Genomic DNA, 17,277 nt, shown 5'->3' with positions numbered 1-17,277 from the left:
CATCCGAGACCGTAGGCTCTGAACATGCGTGCTCGTCTCGGTTCCGCCCTTCTCGTCCTGTCGGCTCTCGCTCTCGCCGGATGCGCATCGTCGCCCACGCCCGCCGAGCCCGACACCATGCCGACCGCCGAGACCGTTCCGGAGGGCGCCTGCGCCTACGTCGAGGCTCCCGGCGGCGTGCGCGACGTCGAGCTCCCGCCGGCCGAGTCCGAGGTGACGGGCCAGGTCTCGGCCGTGCTGCAGACGTCGGCCGGCGACATCCCCATGACCCTCGACGCCGACCGCACGCCGTGCACGGTCGGCAGCTTCGTCTCGCTCGGGGAGCAGGGCTACTACAACGACTCGCCCTGCCACCGCCTCACCACCTCGGGCATCTTCGTGCTGCAGTGCGGCGACCCGTCGGGAACCGGACGCGGCGGCCCCGGATACAACTACGCCGACGAGCTCGACGGCAGTGAGACCTACCCGGCCGGAACGGTCGCGATGGCCAACGCCGGCCCGAACACGAACGGCTCGCAGTTCTTCCTCGTGTACGAGGACACCCCGCTGCCCGCGAAGTACACCGTCTTCGGCACGCTCGACGAAGCGGGCCTCGCCATCGTGCGCGATGTCGCTGCCGCCGGCGCCGAGGGCGGTGCCCCCGACGGCGCCCCCGCCACCCCGGTGACGATCACCGGTGTCTCGCTGGGCTGAGCCCGGGGGGCGCCGGCCCGCCGAGAACGCACCCTCTCGGCGAAAACGCACCGTGCGGGGTACGCGCTCGCGGCGACGGTGCGTTCTCGCGCGTCGGCAAGGGACGGCGACATTTGGGGTAACGGGAATTCGGTGCGACGCGTGAAGGACGGGAAACTCGGGGTTACGCCGGCGACCCGACGGCGCAGACCTCCGAAAGGCCCGACCGTGATCGCGCTCGAGCACGTATCGAAGACGTACGGCGGATTGACCGCCGTCGACGACGTCTCGCTGCAGATCCCTTCCGGGGAGATCTACGGCATCGTCGGCCAGTCCGGCGCCGGCAAGAGCACCGTCGCCCGCATGGTCAACCTCATCGAGCGGCCGGATACAGGCCGAGTGGTCGTCGACGGGGTGGATCTGACCGCCCTCGACGCGAACAGCCTGCGCGCGGCACGCCGTCGCATCGGGATGGTGTTCCAGCGGTTCAACCTCCTCGGCAGCCGCTCGGTGCGCGGCAACGTCGAGCTCGCCCTCGAACTCGACGGCAGCCCCCGGGTCCGGCGGCGCGACCGCGCGCAGGAGATGCTCGACCTCGTCGGCCTCGGTCACCGGGGAGACGCCGGCGTGCACGAGCTGTCGGGCGGGCAGCAGCAGCGCGTCGGCATCGCCCGCGCCCTCGCGAGCGGCCCGAGCGTGCTGCTCTCCGACGAGGCGACGAGTGCCCTCGACCCCGAGACCACGACCTCGATCCTCGACCTCTACCGGCGCATCAACGCCGAGCTCGGACTCACCGTGCTCCTCATCACGCACGAGATGGATGTCGTGAAGTCGACGTGCCACTCGGCGGCGCTCATCGAGCACGGCCGCGTCGTCGAGAGCGGTCGCCTCACCGACGTCATCCGCACGCCGGGCTCGCGCCTGACCTCGCAGCTCTTCCCGCTGGGGCCGATCCCCGCGGGAGCCGACCCGAGCGCGACGGTCATCGACATCACGTTCGCCGGCGGCACGGCCGACCGTCCCGTCATCGCGCGGATCGCCCGCGACCACGACGTCGACGTGTCGCTGCTCGGCGCCCTCGTCGAGCAGATCGCCGGCACGCAGGCCGGCCGCACCCGTCTCGAGGTGCCCGCGGCCGCGGCATCCGCCGTCATCGCCGACCTGCGCGGCCAGGGTCTCATCGTCGACGTCCTGCAGGGAGGGGATGCCGCGTGAACGAGCAACTGCTCAATCTGCTGCTGGTCGCCACCGGCCAGACGCTCTACATGGTGGGCGTCGCGCTGCTGGCGACGATCGTCGTCGGCCTCCCGCTCGGCGTCGTGCTCGTCGGCACCGAGCAGGGGCGCTTCCTCGCGACCCCCTTCGGCTCGCGCCGCGTCGGCATCGTCATCAACCGTGTGCTCGACTTCATCGTCAACCTCGGCCGGTCGGTGCCGTTCATCATCCTGATGGTCGCGCTGATCCCCTTCACCCGGCTCATCGTCGGCACCTTCATCGGACCGACCGCGGCGATCGTGCCCCTGTCGGTCGTGGCCATTCCGTTCTTCGCCCGCATGGTCGAGATCGCGATCAAGGAAGTCGATGACGGCCTGCTCGAGGTCGCCGCATCGCTGGGCGCGAGCCGCTGGCAGCTCGTGACGAAGGTGCTGCTGCCCGAGGCCGCGCCCGCGATGCTGCTCGGCCTCTCGACGACCGTCACCTCGATCATCAACTTCTCGGCGATGGTGGGCACCGTCGCCGGTGGCGGTCTCGGCGACGTCGCGATCCGCTACGGCTACCAGCAGTACAGCTGGATCCACATCGTCAGCGTCATCGTCGTGATCTTCGCGATCGTCATGGTGCTGCAGGGCCTGGCGAGCTGGGGCGCCCGGCGCCTCGCCCGCCGCTCGCCCCGCGGCCGCACCGCCGCCCCGAGCGCACGGATGCAGCGGGCCGACGCCCGCGGCACAGCCTGACGCCCCCGCACCGCCCCTCCAGCCACGCACCGCCCGACCGCACCGTCATCCCGAGAGGAACCCTCCATGTCCCGCACGGCCCGCACCGCCCGCACCCCGCTCCTCCTCGCCGCCGTCGCCGCGGCGGCCCTCCTGCTCGCCGGATGCGCCGGCTCGCCGGCATCCGAGTCGGGCGGCGCCGACGGCGACGGCCTCGGCACCCTCAAGGTCGGCGCACTGCAGACGCCCGCCGGCGACATCCTGAACCACATCGCCGAGAACGGCGCGGCCGAGCTGGGACTCACGATCGAGTTCGTGCCCTTCACCGACTACAACACCCCCAACACCGCGCTCGTCGACGGCTCGATCGACGCGAACCTGTTCCAGAACTCGACTTTCCTCGAGAACTTCAACACCAACACCGGGTCGGATCTCATCAGCGTCGGCGAGGCGTACCTGCCCTCGGCCGCGTTCTACTCGAGCAAGGTCGACAGCCTCGACGACCTGAAGGACGGCGCGACGATCGCCATTCCGAACGACCCGACGAACGAGGGGCGCGCGCTCAAGCTCCTCGCGCAGGAGGGCCTGATCGAGGTCTCCGACGACGTCGCCGACCTCACCGGGATCACCGACAACCCGCGCGACTTCCGGTTCCAGGAGATCGAGAACGCGACGCTGCCCCAGGCCGTGCCCGACGTCGACGCCGCCTTCGTCACGATCAGCTTCGCGCTTCCGGCGGGCCTCACCGCCGACCAGGCGATCCTCACCGAGGGCGAGGGCAGCCCGTACTACAACGTGCTCGCGACGCGTCCAGACCTGAAGGACGACCCCCGCATCGTCGCGCTCTACGACCTGCTGACCTCGTCGGAGGTCGCCGACTTCGAGAACGAGACCTGGGGCGGCCTGGTCGTCCCCGTCACGAAGGACTGACCCCCGCTCAGTAGGATTGTCCCCATGTCGAAGGTCCTCCAGTCCCTGCCCGTCGGCGAACGCGTCGGCATCGCCTTCTCGGGGGGTCTCGACACCTCCGTCGCGGTCGCGTGGATGCGCGACAAGGGCGCCGTCCCGTTCACCTACACCGGCGACCTCGGCCAGTACGACGAGGACGACATCGCCTCGATTCCCGGCCGCGCGCTGCAGTACGGCGCGGAGGGCTCGCGACTCATCGACTGCAAGCCGATGATGGTCGAGGAGGGCCTCGTCGCCCTTTCGTGCGGCGCCTTCCACATCCGCTCGGCCGGCCGCACCTACTTCAACACCACGCCGATCGGCCGTGCCGTCACCGGAACGATGCTCGTGCGCGCCATGAAGGAGGACGGCGTCGACATCTGGGGCGACGGCTCCACCTACAAGGGCAACGACATCGAGCGGTTCTACCGCTACGGCCTGCTCGCAAACCCTGCCCTGCGCATCTACAAGCCGTGGCTCGACGCCGACTTCGTCACCGAGCTGGGCGGCCGCACCGAGATGAGCGAGTGGCTCGTCGCGCACGGGTTCCCGTACCGCGACTCCGTCGAGAAGGCCTACTCGACCGACGCCAACATCTGGGGCGCGACCCACGAGGCCAAGACCCTCGAGCACCTCGACGTCTCGCTCGAGATCGTCGAGCCCATCATGGGCGTGCGCTTCTGGGATCCTGCGGTCGAGATCGAGACCGAGGACGTCTCGGTCACGTTCGAAGCGGGCCGCCCCGTCGCCATCAACGGCGTCGAGTACTCCGACATCGTCCAGCTCGTCATGGAGGCGAACGCGATTGGCGGCCGCCACGGTCTCGGTATGAGCGACCAGATCGAGAACCGCATCATCGAGGCCAAGAGCCGCGGCATCTACGAGGCGCCGGGCATGGCGCTGCTGTTCGTCGCGTACGAGCGCCTCGTCAACGGCATCCTGAACGAGGACACCCTCGCGACCTACCACGAGCAGGGTCGCCGCCTCGGGCGCCTGATGTACGAGGGCCGCTGGCTCGAGCCGCAGTCGTTCATGCTGCGTGAGTCGATCCAGCGCTGGGTGGGCTCCGCGATCAGTGGAACGGTAGCGCTGCGCCTGCGCCGCGGCGAGGACTACACGATCCTGAACACCGAGAGCCGCAACCTGTCGTACTCGCCCGAGAAGCTCTCGATGGAGCGCGTCGGCGACTCGGCCTTCGGTCCCACCGACCGCATCGGTCAGCTCACGATGCGCAACCTCGACATCGCCGACTCGCGCTCGCGCCTGGAGCACTACGCGGGCATCGGCCTCATCGGCGGCCCGACGGCCGAGCTCGTCGGCGACCTCGAGCGGGGCGGCGCGGCCGAGATCACCGGCAACGTCGAATCGACCGATCAGGATCTCGCCGAGCGGGTGGATGCCGCGGGCGAGTCCGCGTCGTTCGACTTCGGCGCCGACTGACCCGCAGCACGCGTTCTTATAACTTGCACATGTGTGTGCAGGTTCGTATCATCGACGGGTGACCGACACCGTCTCCCCCCGTCGTCCGCGGAAGGATGCCGCCGCCAATCGCGCCGGCCTGCTCTCCGCCGCCGCGCGCACGCTCGCGCTCGACCCGAGCGCGTCCGTCGACGCGATCGCCCGCGCCGCCGGGCTCAGCCGCCGCGCCCTCTACGGTCACTTCGACGACCGTGACGCGCTCGTGCGCGAGCTCGTCGCGTCGGGCGCCCAGCGTTTCAACGCCATCGCCACAGACCCCGAGCTGCGACTCGACACCGAGCCGGTTCCGGTCGCGCTGGCCCGCCTGACCGGTCGGCTCTGGGGCGAGGCATCCCACGTGCAGGTGGCCGCCGCCGTCGCCCTCGATGAGCGGCACGTCGAAGACTCCGCCGCCGCGCTCGCCCCGCTTCGTCGCGCACTGATGAACCTGGTGCGCCGCGGGCAGGACGAGGGCGCGCTGCGGACGGATGTCGCCGCGCCGACTCTCGCTCGTCTCATCGAGGAGACCGCGCGCACCGTCATCGTCCGGCTCGACGCGTCCTCACCCGAGGCGCGGTCGCTCGTCGTGCGCGCGGTCCTCTCGATCGCGGGGCTCTCGTGGCGCGACGCCGCCGCACTCATCGACTCGCACCCCGATGTCGTGGGGGCGGTCTCCTGATGCGCGTCGAGCTGCGTGTCGTGGCGAAGGGCCGCAAAGACCTCGCTCTGCCGCCCACGACCCTGTCGTTCCGCACCGGCCGTGCCACCCTCGCGATCGCCGAGACGGAGCAGCGCCCGACCGTCCTGGGCCTCATCGCGAGCGGACGGATGCGGCCCGACGGCGGCACCGTCCTGCTCGACGGCGCCCGCGCCTCGCGCACGCTGCGGCACAAGACCGCACTGATCGACGCGCCGGACGTGAGCGACCCGCCCCCGAACATCTCCACGGTCGGCGTCGTCAGCGAGGAGCTGATGTTCGCGGGCCGCCTCGCCGACCCGATCTCCGCGCGGCGGTGGCTCGACGAGCACGATCTGCGCTCGTACTCGCGCGTCCCCATCGGGGACGTGCCCGCGACCGACCGCATCCGGATGCTGCTCGAGCTCGCGGTCCTGCGGCCGGGCGTCGAGGGCATCGTGCTCGTCTCCCCCGACCGCCACGGCGGCGATCCGCACGACTGGTGGACCCTCGCCCGGGAGTTCGCGGGACGCGGCCTCGCGGTGCTCGTGATCGCCGGCCAGGCCGCTGCGACGCTCCTCACCGAAACCGATCCCCTCGCGCCGCATCGACGCCTGGTGCCCAGCGGCATCCGGCTGCGCGGCACCCGTCCGAAGGCCTCCCGATGAAGATCCCCGCCCTCATCACCGCCGAACTGCGACGGCTGACGGCCACCCGGATGTCGGTGGTCGCGCTCATCGCGCTCATGCTCGTCCCCGTCCTCTACGGCGGCCTGTACCTGTGGGCAAACCAGGACCCGTACGGGAAGTTCGCCGACATCCCGGTAGCGCTCGTCGACCTCGACTCGGGGGCGCCCAAGAGCGACGGCAACGGCACGGTCAACTACGGGTCCGACGTCACCGACAAGCTCGTCGAGGGCCGGGCCTTCGGCTGGAAGGACATGACCGCCGCCGAGGCTCAGGAGGCGCTGCGTACCGGCGATGTCGACTTCTCGGTGACCATCCCCGAGGACTTCTCGCTCGCCCTGACCAGCGCCGCAGGCGACGAGCCCCGCCAGGCGACGCTCGTGCTCGCCACCAATGACGCGAACAACTACCTCGCTTCGTCGATCGGCTCGCAGGCGGTCGAGCGGATCCGCTCCTCCGTCGCCGAACTCGTCGGACGGGAGGCGGCATCGCGGCTGCTCACGGGCATCGCCGACATCCGCGTGCAGTTGCAGAACGCCACCGACGGGGCGAACCAGCTCGTCGACGGGGCGGGGCAGGCGCTCGACGGCGCCAACCAGCTCGCCGACGGAACCGGGCGGCTGTCGAGCGGTGCCGTGCAGCTGCGCGACGGTGCGAACCAGCTCGCCGGCGGCGCGTCGCAGCTCGCCGACGGCACCCGCACGCTGGCTCAGGGCTCGTCAGACCTGGCGTCCGGCGCAGCCCAGGTCTCCGACGGCACGGCCGAGCTCGCGGGCTACGCCGACCGCGTTCGCGCAGCCGTCGACGATGCGGCGGGTCAGCTGCCGCAGGTGCGCACAGACATCGCCGCGCTGCTCGCCGACGGAGGTCTCGATCAGACGCAGATCGCGGAGGTCCTCGCCCGCCTCGATCCCATCGGCGACCGTCTGCAGTCGGGCGCGACGCGCGTCGACGAGGCGACGGGTCAGATCGACCGCCTCGCCGCGGGGGCGGCCCAGGTCAGCTCGGGCGCCGCACAGCTCGCCACCGGTGCTGCGCAGGCCGCCGACGGTGCGGCATCCGTGTCGTCGGGTGCCGGCCAGCTCGCCTCGGCGACGGACGAGGCCGCGACCGGCGCCGCTCAGCTCGACGAGGGCGCCCGACAGCTCGCCTCGGGACTCGGGACGCTCGACGGCGGGCTCGTCACCCTGCGCGACGGGCTGAGCTCCGGCGTGGCCCAGCTGCCCGTCTCTACTCCCGAGCTGCGCGAGCAGCAGGCGCAGACGATCGCCGACCCGGTGGCGGTCGACTCCGGCAACCTCGCGAAGGCCGGTGATTACGGTGCCGGCCTGGCGCCCTTCTTCGCCGCCCTCGCGGGATGGATCGGCATCTACGCCCTCTTCCTCATCGTGAAGCCGGTATCGCGCCGGGCGGTGACCGCGCTGCGTTCACCCCTCCGCGTAACCCTCGCCGGCTGGCTCACTCCGGCGATGCTCGGCGGAATCGGCATGATCGTCCTCTTCGGGGTGCTGTCGATCGCGCTCGGATTCAACTTCTCGAGTCCGGTCGGCACCCTCGGGATGCTGATCACCGCGTCGTTCACGTACGCCGCGATCATCCTGGCGCTCAACGTGTGGCTGGGATCCGTCGGTCAGTTCATCGGACTCGTGCTGATGGTGCTGCAGCTCGTCACCGCGGGCGGGACCTTCCCCTGGCAGACCCTCCCGGCACCGCTCGCCGCACTGCACCATGTTCTGCCGATGGGGTACGTCGTCGACGGCATGCGGCAGTGGATGTACGGGGGCGACCTGAGCCGGGTCAGCCTCGACCTCGCGGTGCTGTTCACATGGATGGCCGGAGCACTCATCCTCGCCGCGATCGGCGTGGCCCGGATGACGCACGGCCGCACGCTGCGCGACCTGCAGCCGAGCCTCATCGGCTGACCGGGGCGGCCGGCCACGGCGGCTACTCTTGGCTGGATGTCGACAATCGACACGCGAGCGAGGAGTGGTGGAACGATGGACGTCGACACCGACGGAGCACCTGACCCGATGGCCCCCGAGCGGATCCACGTCGACGACCTCGGCGCTGCCGTGATCGGTCGCGTCCGACGGCAGGACATCGACGCGGTGATGTTCGACTGCGACGGCACCCTCGTCGACTCCGAGCCCATCGGCCACCGCGTCTGGGGCGCTCTCGCCGACGACCTGGGCGTGGTGGCAGCCCCGGGAGCCGACGCGGAGGGCCTCAGCTTCGAGCAGCGCCTCGAGGCACTGCGGACCACGAATCCCGCACTGCCCCCGACCGAGGTCGTCTATGCCGAGTACTGGCGGCGCCTGCGCACAGCCTTCGACGAGAGCCTGCAGCCCATCGAGCCGACCTACCGCCTCGCCCGCGAACTCGTCCGCGCGAACATTCCCGTCGCGATCGTCAGCAACAGCGCGCAGGAGCGGCTGCAATACACCGTCTCCTGCGCGCTGCCCCTGCTGGCAGGAGTGACGCTGGTGGGATGGACAACGCAAGACCGCCCCAAGCCTCACCCCGACCTCTACCGTCGAGCCGCGTCGCTCGTCGCGGCTCCAGCCGACCGGTGTCTCGCGATCGAAGACAGCACCGTCGGCGCGCTGGCCGCCTCGCGCGCGGGCATGCGCACGCTCATCCTCGACGTGGCCATTCGCTGACCCGCGGCGCTCACCGGCTCACGCTCGGCCGAAGCAGATCGGGCCGTGTGCCCCATCGGTCGAGGGCTTCCTGCGAGAGACGGATGCCGAGCCCCGGCCCCTCGGGCACGGCGAGCATGCCGTCGGCGTCGAGCTCGGGAGGCGTCTCCAGCAGCCCGTCGATATAAGCAGAGCCCGTGCGGTACTCCACGAGGTCGGTGCCGGCGACGGCGGACGCGAGATGCAGATCCGCGCTCAGCCCGATCGCTGTGTTCCACCCGTGCGGGATGAGCTGCACCCCGAACTCCTCGGCCAGCCAAGCGACGCGGCGTGACTCGGTGAGCCCGCCGCTCTTCGTCGTATCGGGCTGCACGATGTCGAAGGCCCCGGCCCGCAGGCATCTCGCGAAGTCCTGGCGCCGGGTCAGCACCTCGCCGCCGGCGATCGGTACACCGGCTCGGGCACGCAGAGCGGCATACCCCTCGATGTCGTCGGGCGCCAATGCCTCCTCGAACCACGCGACGTCGTGATCGGCGAGCATCATCGAGGTGCGGATCGCCCACGCCGATCGGCCCGCCCAGAATCCATCCGATCCGCCGGCGTCGACGGCGAGCAGGGCATCCGGCCCGATCGCGTCGCGCGCCGTGGCGACGACATCCTCGTCGTATCGGCTGTCGCGGCGTCCGAAACCGCCCCACCCGATCTTGAACGCGGTGAAACCGTCGGCCGCGATCTCGTGGAGCGTGTCGCGCAGCGGAGCAGGATCCTCGATCAGCAGCGACGCATACGGTCGTACGCGCGACCGGTAGACGCCCCCGAGCAGCATCCCCACCGGAAGTCCCGCCGTCTGCCCCAGGATGTCCCACAGGGCGATGTCGATCCCGCTGATGGCGTGCGCGACCGCGCCCCCTCTCCCCATCCAGAAGGTATGGGCCGCCAGCGTCTGGCTCACGCGCTCGGGCTCGCGCGGGTCCGCGCCGATGGCGAGCGGGGTCAGGAGCTCGAGCGCAGCCCCGACGAGGGCCTCGCTCGAGTAGCAGCTGCCGACGCCGATCACGCCCTCGTCGGTGTGCACCGCGATCAGGGTGTGGATGACGTCGTCGGGGCCGTGCTCGTGCGTCCATCCGCCCTCCGGGGTCGCACCACGCAGTCCGCACATCTTGATCTCGGTGATCTTCATCTGATCCGCCTTCCTCACACGGGAACCGCGTTGTCGATTGTCGACAACTACCGTACCGACATGATCGGGTCATTGTCGACAACGACCGTCGGATTGCTACGGTGGCGGAGTGACCTCCTCCCCGCTTCCGCCGATCCCGACCGCTTCCCGTCGTCAGCAGGTCGCCGACGTGCTGCGAGAGGCCATCACCTCGGGCGATCTGGCACCCGGCCATAAGCTCACCGAGCTCGAGCTCGCGAGTCAGCTCGGGACCAGTCGCGCACCCATCCGCGAAGCACTCCGGCAGCTGGAGCAGGAGGGGCTCGTGGTCTCCTACCCGTACCGCGGCACCGAGGTGCTGGGCGTCTCGCAGGAGGAGATCGAGAACGTCCTCGTCCCCGTCCGCCTCGCCCTCGAGCGCTTCGCCTTCGCGAAGGCGATGGAGGTGTGCACGGATGAGGATGTCGCAATGCTGGCAACCATCATCGAGAGCATGGACGATGCGGCGTCGGCCGGCGACCTGGGGAGGCTCGCCGACGAGGACGCCCGGTTCCACGAAGCGATCGTGATCCTCTCCGGCCAGCAGCACTGCCTGCAGATCTGGCGGACGATCCAGCCCCGCGTGCGCGCCTACTTCCGACGCGACGCGTCGTACTACAGCGACCCGCACGCCGTGGGAGCGCAGCACCGCGCACTGCTCGATGCCCTGCGCGCCGGCGACCAGGACGAGGGCCGGCGCGTCATCAGCGAGCACATCCGCACGCACTTCGGCGACCCCGCGGACTCACTCCGTTCGTGATCCGCTGACCGGTCGGGCGTGCTCCGGCGGCTGCCCGACCTCGGCGACGCTGTGGCCCTCGCACTCCGCCGCCGTGACGTGCGCCCGCTCGACGCGATCGACCGCGAACCACCGCATCGCGTCGCGCAGTCGACACCATCCGATGAGGTACCACCGACCGCCGTTCGACGCGAACAGCACCGGCTCGACGTCGCGCGTGGTGGTGGCTCCGCTCTCGGCTGTGTAGCGGATGCGGACGACGCGCTGCTCGAGCATCGCCTCCTCGAGCGCTGATCGGACGGCTCGCGAAGCCGCGGGCGCCCCGTCGACCCAGACGCGTCCGGCGAGGTCGACCGCGCGCTCCCGCGTCCGGGGGTCGAGCACGTCGACGATCTTGCGCACCGCGGCCGACGCGAGGTCGGCATAGGGCGCATCCGGCGCAGCGGCGACGGCCGCCATCAGTGCCACCGCCTGGGAGGGCGACAGGCTGACGGGCGGGAGCGAGGACCCGGCGGCGACCCCATAGCCGCCGCCCGGACCGGGCCGCGACCAGATCGGCGCACCGCTGCGTTCGAGTGCATCGAGATCGCGCTTGATCGTCCGGACCGAGACCTCGAACTCACGTGCCAGACGCTCGGCCGACACACCGCGCGTCCCGCTGCGCCGCAGCGTCTCGGCGAGGGCGTGCAGGCGCTCCGCGCGCTTCATCGTCGAAGCCGCGGCGAATTCATGACATAGATGATGACACACTGTTGTCCAACGCGCGACGGATGCTGATCTCATGACCGATCACTTCACGCCTCCCCCACTCGTCCTCGTTCCCGGCCACTGGCTGGGCGCCTGGGCGTGGGACGATGTCGCCGCCCATCTCTCCCCCATCGACGCGCGTGCACGAGCGCTCACCCTGCCGGGCCTCGACGCCGACGACCCCGAGCACGCGACGCGCACGCTCGAAGATCAGGTCGGCGCGATCCGCGACACGCTCGACGAGCTCGGAGCGTCGCGGGACGATCCAGCCGTCCTGGTCGCCCACAGCGGCGCCAACGGCCCGGTGAGCATCATCCTCGACCGGCATCCGGAACTCGTCCGACGTGTGGTGTGGGTGGATTCGGGCCCGATGGCGAGCGGTGCCGCGTTCGCACCGGGACTCCCGGAGGCCGTCTCGGAGCTGCCGTTGCCGCCCTTCGACGAGCTCGCACAGCAGGCGAGCCTCGACGGCATCGAGCCCGAGGTCCTGGCGCGGTTCCGAGCTCGGGCGGTCGCCGAGCCGGCACCCGTGGTGCGGGAACCAGTGATCCTCACCGATGGCGCCCGCTACGCCGTGCCGACCACCCTGGTGTGCTGCTCGATCTCCGGCGAGCAGGTCATGCGGATGGCCGAGAGCGGTCATCCCATGTTCGCCGAGGTCACCCGGCTTCGGGACGTCGACGTCGTCGACCTCCCCACGGGCCACTGGCCGATGTGGAGCAGGCCGCGCGAGCTCGCCGACATCATCCGGGCGGAGGTCGCACGAGGCTGCTGACGAGCGCGCGGCATCCCGGTAGTCTCGGGGCACCGTTGCAAGGAGGTCGATCATGCGCAGCGTTCCACGGATCTCATCGGCGCTCGCGGCGGTGCTCGCTCTCGCCTTCGCCGCCGGAGTCGCGCATGCGGCGCCCGCGAGCGCGCACGAGGAGGCGCGCCGCGGCGCCGGACCAGCGGTCGCCCCGACCTCGGGCCCGAATCCGCTCGCTCGGGGTGCCGCGCTGCCGACCCATTCGGCTGCGGCCCAAGCGGCGTCGGACGCGCGAGCTCAGGGACGCACGGCGGTGGCCGATGCCTTCGACGTGATCGCGCGCATGCCCACCGCCACCTGGCTCGGGGAATGGTACAGCGATGCCGAGCTCGTGCAGGTGCTGCGGGCGGAGACCGCCGCGGCGGCCGCACAGAACAAGGTGGCGACGTTCGTCATGTACGCGATCCCTGCCCGCGACTGCTCCGCGTACTCGCAAGGCGGGCTGCCGGTCGAACGCTATGGGGAGTGGGCACGGCTGATCGCTCAGACGCTGCGCGGCACGGCATCCGCCGTGATCGTCGAGCCCGACGCCCTGTCGATGCTCGGCGACTGCGCGGGTCAGGGGCCCCGGACGACGCTGATCCGCGACGCCGTCCGTGCCCTCACCGAGGCCGGCGTCACCGCCTACATCGATGCGGGGAACGCGAACTGGGTGCCGCCCGAGACGATGGCGCAGCGGCTGCGGGATGCCGGCGTCCTCGACGGCCGCGGGTTCTCCACCAACGTGTCGAACTTCTCGCCGACCGCCGACGAGCAGCGGTACGCGGAGCGCCTGCGAGCATTGCTGGGCGGCAGCCCGCGGTACGTCATCGACACGTCGCGCAACGGTCGCGGGTGGCAGGGCACGTGGTGCAACCCGAGCGGCGTGGGCCTGGGGACGCCGCCGAGCGTCGGCGCGGATGGCTCCGGACTCGACGCGCTGTTGTGGATCAAGCGACCCGGCGAGAGCGACGGGACCTGCAACGGCGGTCCCGCGGCGGGCAGCTGGTACGAAGAGGCCGCCCTCGAGTTGGTGCGGAACCGCGCATTCTGAGGCCGACGCCGGCGATCAGGCCGTGCCCCAGGTCACGGCGATGACGGTGGCGTCATCCTCCTGTTCGCTTCCGGCGGCCCGAGCGACGAGTTCGCTGACGACGGTGTCGATATCGGGCCGGCTGCTGACGAAGTCGCGATAGCGGTCGATGGAGTCGAGCGATCCGCCGAACAGATCGAGTACGCCGTCGCTGACGCTGATGACGCTGTCACCGGGGCGCAACGAGAGCTCATCGCTCGTCCAGCTGGTCCCGACGCCGATCGGAAGGTGGCCCGAGCGGAGGAACTCGCTGGTGCCGTCCGCGCGACGGATCACGGTGAGGCCGTGACCCGCATCGACCCACCGCAGCATCCCATCGGGGCTGATGCGCGCGTGGAAGCACGTCGTGAACTGGGCTCCGATCGTGTCGGTCGGACCGGTGTTGAGACCGATCGCGGCGCGGCGGAGTGCGGCGGCGGGGTCGGGATCGTCGACGTTGCTCCGAATGACCGTGCGGACGGCGGCGGCGATCATACCGGGACCGACCCCCTTGCCCATGACGTCGCCGAGGGTGAAGGCGGTGCCGCCGTCGGGGGTGGCGTACCAGTCGTAGAAGTCGCCGCCCACGGTGCGGGCCGGGACGCACGCGCCGGCCACCCGGAAGCGCGCCGGCAGATCCGACCCGTCGACCGGCTGCAGAGACCGCTGGACGACGGCAGCCTGCGACACCTCGGCCTCGGCCAGACGCCGGTGCCACTGCGACGCCGTGAGCTTCTGCAGCGAGCGGCGCGACAGCTCGTTCACGACGGCGCCCGCTGCAGCGTAGACGAGTACGGCGATGATCAGTCGAACGAGCTCGCTCACGGTGAGCACCTGGTCGGGCGCGAGCACCAGCGGCAGCAGCAGCGTGACGCACACACCGACGAGCGGGAGCACGATGCGCCAGCGCCCCGGTCCGGCAGCGATCCAGATGACGGGGAGGACGACGATCGCGAGGAACACCGATTGCGTGTCACCCGTGCCGAACCGCAGCAGGCCGATCGCGATGAAGTCGCCGATCGGGATGACGAGCTCCGCACGCCGCAGCGCCGGCCATCGCGCCATGAGCGCGCCGAGGACGAGGAGCACGACGGCGAGCGCCGCTCCCTGCCACATCCTCGCCGCATCCGTCACGGGGAGCCACGGCACGGCGGCGCTCGCGATGGCCGCTCCGACGACGAACGCCGCGACGATGGCCTGCCGCGCGAGGTTCTCCCACGATCGGTGCACGGGCACCACGACCGCGGGAGCGGCCTCGACGGATGAGACCCGGGCGTCAGGCGGGGCGTGCGTCATGTCTTCAGTCAATACGACTTCCGGCCTCGGTGGGCGACGAAAGGGCGCCGGTTTTAGTAACACGAGCGTGCTAACATCGCTCCATTCGCCGAAATGAGAGGACTCGACCATGATCCTGGCCGCCATCATCGCCTGCGAGGTGGGATTCTGGGTTGCGATCATCGCGGGCCTCGTAGCCCGCTACGCGTTCAACCGACCCCGCCTCGGCGCGATGCTGCTCCTCGCCGCGCCACTGATCGACCTCGTCCTGCTGCTGCTCGTCGCGGTCGATCTGCTCGGCGGCGGGACGGCCTCCTGGCACCACGGGCTGGCGGCGCTCTACATCGGCATCTCGGTCGCCTACGGACACCGGATGATCGCCTGGGCCGATGCGAAGGTCGCCACGCGTTTCCGGGGCGCGGCGCCGCGCCCCGCGCTGTACGGCACCGCATACGCGATCGCCTGCTGGAAGGATGTGCCGCGCACGCTGCTCGCAGCCGCGATCGCGGCTGCGATCCTCGGCGGGCTCATCCTGCTCGTCGGCGACGCCGACCGCACCTCTGAGCTGCTCGGGTTCTTCCCGATCCTCGGGGTGATCGTCGGAATCGACCTGCTCTGGGCGATCAGCTACTCCGTGTGGCCTAAGCGCGCTCCGGTCGCTGCGGGATGATGATGACATGCCCCGCCTGATCGACCACGACCACCGCAACGACGAGATCGCCGCGGCCGCGTTCCGAGTGCTCGCCCGCGACGGGGTCGCAGCGCTGTCGGTGCGGCGGGTGGCCGACGAGGCGGGAATCGCGACGGCATCCTTTCGTCGGGCGTTCCCCACGCAGGATGAGCTACGCCGATTCTGCTTCGAGCGCCTCCAACAGAACGTTACGGCCCGTCTGCTCGCCGTGACCGGTCAGGGGCGCGAGCGGGCGATGCGCTGGATGCGCGAGCTGCTGCCGCTCGACGATTCGCGGCGCACCGAGCTCCTGGTTCAGCTGCAGCTGAGCCGGCTCGCCCTCACCGATGACGGCTTGCAGGGCCACGCCCGCGAGCTGCACGACGGCGTCCATCGCGTCTGTGCCGCCGTGATCAGCGAGCTCGGGGAGACGGGAGGTCTCGGCGCCGACATCGATCCGGTGCTCGAAACGGAGCGCCTGCACGCTCTCCTCGACGGGCTGGCGCTGCACCTCATCTGGACGTCGTCGACCGAGCCGGCCGTCGATGTCGACCGGGTGCTCGACCGTCACCTCGACTCGCTCGCCGGTTAGCGGGTCAGTCGCGGGTGTCGCTCGGAGCCGGGGCGTCGGCGAACTCGTCGACGAAGAGCGACTCACCGTCGAGCGTCTTGTTGCGGTACGCCTGACGTCCGACCATGTGGGCCGACAGCGGCGCCGTCGCGAGCTGGATCAGCGCCACCGGCACGAGGAAGGCCACGACCGGCCACGAGTGCAGCGAGACCCCCACGGCGATGCAGATGAGGATGAAGCCGAGGACCTGGGGCTTCGTGGCGGCGTGAAGGCGGGTGGGTACGTCGCGGAAACGCAGCAGCCCGATCGCCGCCGTGAGGCACAGCAGCGCCCCGATGAGGACGAGCACGAGGGCGATGACGTCGGTGATGCTCATGAGGCGTCCGTGTTGTCCTTCCGCGCGACGAAGCGCGCGATCGAGATCGAACCGAACACGCCGACCGCGGCGACGATCAGCAGCACGGGCAGGGTGCGGGTGTGATGGTTGATCGCCATCTCGGCGCCGAGCGCGCAGATCACGAGCGTCAGCAGCACATCCGAGGCGACCGCGCGGTCGAGGATCGACGGGCCGACGATGATGCGCCACAGCGTCAGCAGCGCGGACACCGCGAACACGACCGAGATGACGACGACGAGCCAGGTCATGAGCGCTCCCTCCGCAGGTCCGACAGCTGGTGCGCCTGTTCCTTCGATCCGACCGCTCGGACGATGCGCTCCTCCCAGTGTTGGATCTCGCGCCGCTGGTGCTCGAGCTGCTCCTGCGTGCGGATGCCGATGGCGTGCACGTACAGGATTCGGCGGTCGCGGTCGATGTCGATGATCAGCGAGCCGGGGATGAGGGATGCCGTCACCGCGACGTGCGTCATGATCAGGTCGTCATCGGTGCGCAGCGGCACGGCGATGATCGCGGCGCCCGGCTGACGGCGCGGATCGATGACCTGCCAGGCGACCAGCAGCGATCCCTTGACGAGCGAGAGGAGGAACTCGAGGAAGAAGACGACGCCCCACCAGATGTTGACCCGGCCCGACAGCTCGACCGGCGGCAGCCGGAACACGCGCGTCACGAAGAGGGCCACCACGATGCCGGTCAGCGCCGCGAGCACGGTGAACTGACCCCACAGCAGCATCCACAGCGCGACGAGCCAGACGAAGAACGGCAGCTGTCGCCAGAGCGCGGTCGCAGCGTTGCGTTTGGCGTCGCCCAT

At 70.6% G+C, this 17,277-nt stretch carries 20 protein-coding genes; 14 read left to right on the top strand and 6 right to left on the bottom strand.

Translation table 11 applies throughout. The features are described 5' to 3' along the window. The first annotated feature begins 24 nt into the window (after positions 1-24). From VC184_RS00490 to VC184_RS00450, 9 genes are all read left to right on the top strand, one after another. Complete coding sequence (locus VC184_RS00490) at positions 25-693, top strand: peptidylprolyl isomerase (protein ID WP_274179045.1); 669 nt, start codon at positions 25-27, stop codon at positions 691-693. 207 nt (positions 694-900) lie between these two features. Next, positions 901-1,887, top strand: a complete 987-nt coding sequence (locus tag VC184_RS00485) for a methionine ABC transporter ATP-binding protein (RefSeq protein WP_274179046.1) — start codon at positions 901-903, stop codon at positions 1,885-1,887. Beyond that, positions 1,884-2,627 carry a methionine ABC transporter permease gene (locus VC184_RS00480; RefSeq protein WP_112615635.1) on the top strand — a complete coding sequence of 248 codons (744 nt, stop codon included), beginning with the start codon at positions 1,884-1,886 and terminating at the stop codon, positions 2,625-2,627. Before VC184_RS00485 ends, VC184_RS00480 begins: the two co-directional genes overlap by 4 nt. Positions 2,628-2,693: 66 nt before the next feature. After that, the gene (locus VC184_RS00475; RefSeq protein ID WP_274179047.1) at positions 2,694-3,536 is read left to right on the top strand and encodes a MetQ/NlpA family ABC transporter substrate-binding protein; all 843 of its coding nucleotides are present in this window, start codon (positions 2,694-2,696) and stop codon (positions 3,534-3,536) included. A gap of 24 nt (positions 3,537-3,560) precedes the next feature. Next, positions 3,561-4,994 (top strand): argininosuccinate synthase, encoded by a 1,434-nt coding sequence (gene argG / locus VC184_RS00470; protein WP_274179048.1) that lies wholly within the window; start codon positions 3,561-3,563, stop codon positions 4,992-4,994. Positions 4,995-5,052: 58 nt separating this feature from the next. Next, the gene (locus VC184_RS00465; protein WP_112615629.1) at positions 5,053-5,691 is read left to right on the top strand and encodes a TetR/AcrR family transcriptional regulator; all 639 of its coding nucleotides are present in this window, start codon (positions 5,053-5,055) and stop codon (positions 5,689-5,691) included. Next, positions 5,691-6,356 carry a hypothetical protein gene (locus VC184_RS00460; RefSeq protein ID WP_274179049.1) on the top strand — a complete coding sequence of 222 codons (666 nt, stop codon included), beginning with the start codon at positions 5,691-5,693 and terminating at the stop codon, positions 6,354-6,356. The genes VC184_RS00465 and VC184_RS00460 overlap by 1 nt, the downstream gene beginning before the upstream one ends. Beyond that, a complete protein-coding gene (locus VC184_RS00455) occupies positions 6,353-8,296 on the top strand; it encodes a YhgE/Pip domain-containing protein (protein ID WP_274179050.1) in 1,944 nt (647 codons plus the stop codon). The genes VC184_RS00460 and VC184_RS00455 overlap by 4 nt, the downstream gene beginning before the upstream one ends. Before the next feature lie 75 nt (positions 8,297-8,371). Continuing rightward, a complete protein-coding gene (locus VC184_RS00450; RefSeq protein WP_323986955.1) occupies positions 8,372-9,034 on the top strand; it encodes an HAD family hydrolase in 663 nt (220 codons plus the stop codon). A gap of 10 nt (positions 9,035-9,044) precedes the next feature. Here the strand turns inward: VC184_RS00450 and VC184_RS00445 are convergent, their stop codons facing one another. Next, on the bottom strand, positions 9,045-10,193 hold the full coding sequence (locus VC184_RS00445; protein WP_274179052.1) for a mandelate racemase/muconate lactonizing enzyme family protein: 1,149 nt from the start codon (positions 10,191-10,193) through the stop codon (positions 9,045-9,047). 109 nt (positions 10,194-10,302) lie between these two features. Here VC184_RS00445 and VC184_RS00440 point away from each other — a divergent pair, with 109 nt between their 5' ends. Beyond that, a complete protein-coding gene (locus VC184_RS00440) occupies positions 10,303-10,971 on the top strand; it encodes a GntR family transcriptional regulator (protein ID WP_274179053.1) in 669 nt (222 codons plus the stop codon). On the opposite strand, the gene VC184_RS00435 is transcribed toward VC184_RS00440, so the two are convergent. Beyond that, positions 10,957-11,658 (bottom strand): helix-turn-helix transcriptional regulator, encoded by a 702-nt coding sequence (locus VC184_RS00435; protein ID WP_274179054.1) that lies wholly within the window; start codon positions 11,656-11,658, stop codon positions 10,957-10,959. The genes VC184_RS00440 and VC184_RS00435 overlap by 15 nt on opposite strands. 73 nt (positions 11,659-11,731) lie before the next feature. On the opposite strand from VC184_RS00435, the gene VC184_RS00430 reads away from it, so the two are divergent. Together VC184_RS00430 and VC184_RS00425 are read left to right on the top strand one after the other, a co-directional pair. After that, complete coding sequence (locus VC184_RS00430; protein ID WP_274179055.1) at positions 11,732-12,472, top strand: alpha/beta fold hydrolase; 741 nt, start codon at positions 11,732-11,734, stop codon at positions 12,470-12,472. Between the two features lie 52 nt (positions 12,473-12,524). After that, a complete protein-coding gene (locus VC184_RS00425; protein ID WP_274179056.1) occupies positions 12,525-13,538 on the top strand; it encodes a glycoside hydrolase family 6 protein in 1,014 nt (337 codons plus the stop codon). 15 nt (positions 13,539-13,553) lie between these two features. On the opposite strand, the gene VC184_RS00420 is transcribed toward VC184_RS00425, so the two are convergent. Continuing rightward, positions 13,554-14,852 (bottom strand): PP2C family protein-serine/threonine phosphatase, encoded by a 1,299-nt coding sequence (locus VC184_RS00420; RefSeq protein ID WP_274179057.1) that lies wholly within the window; start codon positions 14,850-14,852, stop codon positions 13,554-13,556. Between the two features lie 109 nt (positions 14,853-14,961). Between VC184_RS00420 and VC184_RS00415 the strand changes: the two genes are divergently transcribed. Continuing rightward, positions 14,962-15,501 (top strand): hypothetical protein, encoded by a 540-nt coding sequence (locus VC184_RS00415; protein ID WP_274179058.1) that lies wholly within the window; start codon positions 14,962-14,964, stop codon positions 15,499-15,501. A 7-nt stretch (positions 15,502-15,508) separates the two neighbouring features. Beyond that, on the top strand, positions 15,509-16,093 hold the full coding sequence (locus VC184_RS00410; RefSeq protein WP_274179059.1) for a TetR/AcrR family transcriptional regulator: 585 nt from the start codon (positions 15,509-15,511) through the stop codon (positions 16,091-16,093). 4 nt (positions 16,094-16,097) lie between these two features. On the opposite strand, the gene mnhG is transcribed toward VC184_RS00410, so the two are convergent. Genes mnhG through VC184_RS00395 form a run of 3 tightly spaced genes read right to left on the bottom strand, consistent with a single transcriptional unit; the run spans position 16,098 to position 17,277 of the window. Further along, complete coding sequence (gene mnhG / locus VC184_RS00405; protein WP_112615611.1) at positions 16,098-16,448, bottom strand: monovalent cation/H(+) antiporter subunit G; 351 nt, start codon at positions 16,446-16,448, stop codon at positions 16,098-16,100. Further along, positions 16,445-16,717: a monovalent cation/H+ antiporter complex subunit F gene (locus VC184_RS00400; protein WP_114587494.1), complete on the bottom strand. Its 273-nt coding sequence runs from the start codon at positions 16,715-16,717 to the stop codon at positions 16,445-16,447. Before VC184_RS00400 ends, mnhG begins: the two co-directional genes overlap by 4 nt. Then, positions 16,714-17,277: a Na+/H+ antiporter subunit E gene (locus VC184_RS00395; protein ID WP_378718927.1), complete on the bottom strand. Its 564-nt coding sequence runs from the start codon at positions 17,275-17,277 to the stop codon at positions 16,714-16,716. Before VC184_RS00395 ends, VC184_RS00400 begins: the two co-directional genes overlap by 4 nt.

Origin of the sequence: Microbacterium plantarum (assembly GCF_035231185.1) — a bacterium.
Classification (GTDB): Bacteria; Actinomycetota; Actinomycetes; order Actinomycetales; family Microbacteriaceae; genus Microbacterium; species Microbacterium plantarum.
The sequence above is the reverse complement of the archived record's forward strand: the minus strand, read 5'-3'. Positions and strand labels throughout refer to the sequence as shown.

Coding starts and splice junctions, on each gene's coding strand:
- VC184_RS00490 (WP_274179045.1), top strand. CDS start 25: ATGCGTGCTCGTCTCGGTTCCGCCCTTCTCGTCCTGTCGGCTCTCGCT.
- VC184_RS00475 (WP_274179047.1), top strand. CDS start 2,694: ATGTCCCGCACGGCCCGCACCGCCCGCACCCCGCTCCTCCTCGCCGCC.
- argG (WP_274179048.1), top strand. CDS start 3,561: ATGTCGAAGGTCCTCCAGTCCCTGCCCGTCGGCGAACGCGTCGGCATC.
- VC184_RS00460 (WP_274179049.1), top strand. CDS start 5,691: ATGCGCGTCGAGCTGCGTGTCGTGGCGAAGGGCCGCAAAGACCTCGCT.
- VC184_RS00455 (WP_274179050.1), top strand. CDS start 6,353: ATGAAGATCCCCGCCCTCATCACCGCCGAACTGCGACGGCTGACGGCC.
- VC184_RS00450 (WP_323986955.1), top strand. CDS start 8,372: ATGGACGTCGACACCGACGGAGCACCTGACCCGATGGCCCCCGAGCGG.
- VC184_RS00445 (WP_274179052.1), bottom strand. CDS start 10,193: ATGAAGATCACCGAGATCAAGATGTGCGGACTGCGTGGTGCGACCCCG.
- VC184_RS00435 (WP_274179054.1), bottom strand. CDS start 11,658: ATGAAGCGCGCGGAGCGCCTGCACGCCCTCGCCGAGACGCTGCGGCGC.
- VC184_RS00430 (WP_274179055.1), top strand. CDS start 11,732: ATGACCGATCACTTCACGCCTCCCCCACTCGTCCTCGTTCCCGGCCAC.
- VC184_RS00425 (WP_274179056.1), top strand. CDS start 12,525: ATGCGCAGCGTTCCACGGATCTCATCGGCGCTCGCGGCGGTGCTCGCT.
- VC184_RS00420 (WP_274179057.1), bottom strand. CDS start 14,852: ATGACGCACGCCCCGCCTGACGCCCGGGTCTCATCCGTCGAGGCCGCT.
- VC184_RS00415 (WP_274179058.1), top strand. CDS start 14,962: ATGATCCTGGCCGCCATCATCGCCTGCGAGGTGGGATTCTGGGTTGCG.
- VC184_RS00410 (WP_274179059.1), top strand. CDS start 15,509: ATGCCCCGCCTGATCGACCACGACCACCGCAACGACGAGATCGCCGCG.
- mnhG (WP_112615611.1), bottom strand. CDS start 16,448: ATGAGCATCACCGACGTCATCGCCCTCGTGCTCGTCCTCATCGGGGCG.
- VC184_RS00400 (WP_114587494.1), bottom strand. CDS start 16,717: ATGACCTGGCTCGTCGTCGTCATCTCGGTCGTGTTCGCGGTGTCCGCG.
- VC184_RS00395 (WP_378718927.1), bottom strand. CDS start 17,277: ATGGGCGACGCCAAACGCAACGCTGCGACCGCGCTCTGGCGACAGCTG.